This is a genomic window from Nostoc sp., assembly GCF_054880495.1.
Genome location: NZ_JBTYKD010000111.1, coordinates 1 through 3,702, shown reverse-complemented (window position 1 = coordinate 3,702; position 3,702 = coordinate 1). Strand labels below are relative to the sequence as shown.

At 39.2% G+C, this 3,702-nt stretch carries 4 protein-coding genes; all 4 read left to right on the top strand.

Annotation, left to right across the window (positions count from 1 at the left end; genetic code table 11):
- The first annotated feature begins 117 nt into the window (after nt 1–117).
- On the top strand, nt 118–1,176 hold the full coding sequence (gene hpsC, locus ACYTXL_RS12735; RefSeq protein ID WP_461925071.1) for a hormogonium polysaccharide secretion pseudopilin HpsC: 1,059 nt from the start codon (nt 118–120) through the stop codon (nt 1,174–1,176).
- A gap of 37 nt (nt 1,177–1,213) precedes the next feature.
- Entirely contained in the window at nt 1,214–1,924 is a 711-nt protein-coding gene (locus tag ACYTXL_RS12730) for a pilus assembly FimT family protein (protein ID WP_461925070.1), read from the top strand.
- A 195-nt stretch (nt 1,925–2,119) separates the two neighbouring features.
- Nucleotides 2,120–3,079: a hormogonium polysaccharide biosynthesis glycosyltransferase HpsE gene (gene hpsE / locus ACYTXL_RS12725; protein ID WP_461925069.1), complete on the top strand. Its 960-nt coding sequence runs from the start codon at nt 2,120–2,122 to the stop codon at nt 3,077–3,079.
- A gap of 52 nt (nt 3,080–3,131) precedes the next feature.
- The coding region (locus tag ACYTXL_RS12720; RefSeq protein WP_461925068.1) for a glycosyltransferase at nt 3,132–3,702 on the top strand (571 nt) is incomplete at its 3' end.

Below are 3,702 nucleotides of genomic sequence, written 5' to 3'. Positions count from 1 at the left end.
GCAGGTTAATAAACCCTTGAATTTGTATTAGTCCACGGAGGCGGACTTTGGTTGTGTAGTAGCGAATTATATTCGCCCAATACTTTTAAAATATCCTCTAAGGGGCAGACCGTAGTTATGAAGAATGTACTCATATTTATTCTCAGCATTCAGCTGAAACGCTCTAAGTTTGTTCAGCAAGTTAATGGTTTTACCCTGATAGAACTTTTGGTAGGCTTATTGATAGCATTCCTCGTGCTGACACCACTGCTAGGATTCATGGTTAATATTCTCAGTACAGATCAGAAGGAGCAAGCAAAGGCAAGTTCTGAACAAGAAATCCAGACAGCAGTTGATTACATTGCCAATGATTTACAACAAGCTGTCTACATATATAATGGAGCTGCACTGACTACCAATTCAAACACTGTCCCAGGAAGCTCAGGAATTCAAGACCAAATACCCCCTGTTAAAAAAGCTGGTATTTGTGATTCTTCTAATACTACTGTTAGTTGTCAACCAATTCTGGTGTTTTGGAAACGCAAGTTTCTCGCAGGTGCGATTACACTTTCCAGCAGCACTACAGGCAGCACTACAGCAAACAAAATAGATGACACTTTTGTTTACTCATTAGTTGCCTATTATTTAATCAAAGATAGTAATCCTACTTGGTCAAATGCGGCTCGTATTGCCAGATTTGAAATTAGCGATGGAGTCCTGGCTGCTAGTGGTACTACTACTGGTACTGCTGGGAATTGTGGTACTGACTATCCCAATGACAAATATATTGACACCAGCCACTGCCCCGATGCAGGTTTTCAGCGTTTTAACCTGAATCTAGCAAGTGCCACAGGTCTAACTCAGAAAATGAATTCATGGAAAACAGCCTCAACAGCTTACAGTCAACAACCTTTAGTACTAATTGATTATATCGATCAAACCCTTATTGGTTCAACAACTCTTACTTGCCCAACGGCAGCACTTAACTCAGCCATAACTCCAACACTTAGCCCAGGTAGTTTAATGGGCTTTTATACTTGCGTTGATGTTCCCAACACGACAGCACAAGTGTTTTTACGAGGCAATGCACTAGCGCGGTTGCAAACTAGCAATTTCGATTACTCTTCAACTAACCAAACTTACTTTCCAACAGCAAATGTCCGCGTGCAGGGACATGGATATTTATTTAGTAAATAAACTTGATAATACACAGCACAACTAATGATGGGGCATTATGGACAACCTAACTTTAAAGTTATTCGACACTAAGATGTGTAATAAAGATACCAAGGAGCTATTTCATCCTCAACAGGATGCTGGCTTTACTTTAATAGAATTAGTAGTAGTAATCCTGATGATCGGAATTTTATCAGCGATCGCAGTTCCTAGTTGGCTTGCCTTTGTAAATCGACAGCAGGTAAATAAGGCTGACGACGCCGTTTTAGCCGCACTGCAAGAAGCACAGAGCCAAGCTAAGAAAACTAAACTTAGCTACAGTGTTAGTTTTCAGAAAAATAGCGCAGATCAAGATATATACGTTGCTATTTATAATCCTAATGCTTATCCTACTAGTGCTGTACCCCCTATAGCCCTCCCATGGAAACTTTTAGGGGGAGATGTGGGAGCCAATTCTAATCAATTACTGCTGGGGGCAAATCTCAGTAGTACAAACATTGTCAATACTACTTCTAGTGTATCCCCCCCTGCTTCAAGTCCGTTAGCAACTTCAGCATCTCCACCTCCATCAACGATTACCTTTGACTATATGGGAGCTTTACCAACTTTACCAACTCCAAGCTTTGGAACAGCTACAGGGTTAAAAATAGTGGTAGCTGTACCAAGCTCTGCAAACTCTACAACATTGCCTAGTACTGTACAGCGATGCGTCATTGTGGAAACTCTCTTGGGAACAATGGTCACAGCAAAAGACGATCAATGCAATTAAGTAGTTTAGGTAGCAATATTTATTCAAAAATACGCAATACCACTGTATATAAAACTGCACATTGATAGCAAAATTGAAACATCATGTGCAGTTTTAATGTTTGATAGATTTATTTAAGAGCCACTGAGAAATTAGCCATTGGCTGAACATATAAAAAGCGTCATAATCAAAACCTCAAAATGTAACTTTTGTCAAATGACTGAAAACCTTGACTTTACTGTAGCTATCCCAACTTATAACGGTGAAAGTCGTTTGCCTGAACTACTAGAACGACTACAAAACCAACTTCACACCGAAAATTTATCTTGGGAAATTATAGTTGTAGACAACAACAGCACTGATAATACAGCTAAAGTTGTCCAAAGCTGTCAACAAAATTGGCAGTGTCCTTATCCACTAAAGTACTTATTTGAAACGAAACAGGGAGCAGCATACGCCAGACAAAGGGCAATTGAAGAAGCTAAAGGCAGATTTATAGGTTTTCTTGATGATGACAATTACCCAACATCCAACTGGGTAGCAGCAGCTTATACTTTTGGTGAACAGCATCCTTTAGCTGGTGCTTATGGTGGCCAAGTTCATGGTGAGTTTGAAGTTGAACCACCAGAAAACTTTAAGAAAATAGCTTGTTTTTTAGCCATTACCGAGAGAGGTACAGAACCCTACCAATACAAAGCTCACATGAAAATGCTACCGCCAGGAGCCGGCTTAGTAGTTCGCAAGCAGGCATGGGAGAGAACAGTTCCTAAAAATCTAGTTTTAAATCATAAAGGTAGAGAAGCTGGGTTAGCCAGTGAAGATTTAGAAGCAGTACTACATATCCAGCTAGGAGGTTGGGACATTTGGTACAACCCAGAAATGTGTATTTACCATAAAATCCCAGCATGGCGATTCCAAAGAGAATATTTAATTAGTTTATTTCGCTGTGTGGGTTTAAGTCGGCATCACCTTCGTATGTTGAGAATACAACCTTGGCAAAGACCTCTGATGAGTTTAGCCTATTTAGTTAATGATTTACGCCAAATTATATTTTACGCACTCAAATATCGAGGTAAGTTTCAAAGTGACTTAATTGCTGCTTGCGAGATTGAACTGCTCATGAGTAGCTTTATCAGTCCTTTTTACCTATTTAAAAAAAGATATTTCAATAACTAGTTATTAGCCTATCAAAAGTTATAATAAAAAAATATAAATTGTGGTAATTAAAATGGATAAATTAATTGAAAATCAACTTTTAGACTTTACTGTAGCTATTCCTACATATAATGGTAGAAACCGATTACCTCAGATCTTGGACTTACTTTTGAACCAAACAGGAGTAGAACACTTGAATTGGGAAATTATTATTGTTGATAACAATAGTTCCGATAAGACAGCCGAGTTAATTCAGCATTACCAAAAAAGCTGTAGTAATAACTTTCCTTTAAATTACTTCCTAGAAACTAAACAGGGAGCCGCTTTTGCAAGGTTGCGGGCTGTGCGCGAAGCCGGAAGCCAGCTTATTGGATTTTTAGATGATGATGTCCTACCTGCGCTTGATTGGGTTGCACAAGCTGTAGCCTTTGGGAAAGAGTATCCTCACGCCGGAGCATATGGCGGTCAAATTCATGCTGAATACGCAGTAAAACCGCCAGAAAATTTTGAAAGAATTCAAGCTTTTTTAGCTATTAGAGAAGATGGTCCAAATCCACATTTGTTTGATGCGGATAATTTAAGACTTCCTCCTGGTGCAGCGCTTGTTGTTCGCAAACAAGTATGGTGTGAAAATGTACCACAAC

Excerpts from the sequence above, each read along its gene's own strand:
- hpsC (WP_461925071.1), top strand. The coding sequence starts at position 118 with ATGAAGAATGTACTCATATTTATTCTCAGCATTCAGCTGAAACGCTCT.
- ACYTXL_RS12730 (WP_461925070.1), top strand. The coding sequence starts at position 1,214 with ATGGACAACCTAACTTTAAAGTTATTCGACACTAAGATGTGTAATAAA.
- hpsE (WP_461925069.1), top strand. The coding sequence starts at position 2,120 with ATGACTGAAAACCTTGACTTTACTGTAGCTATCCCAACTTATAACGGT.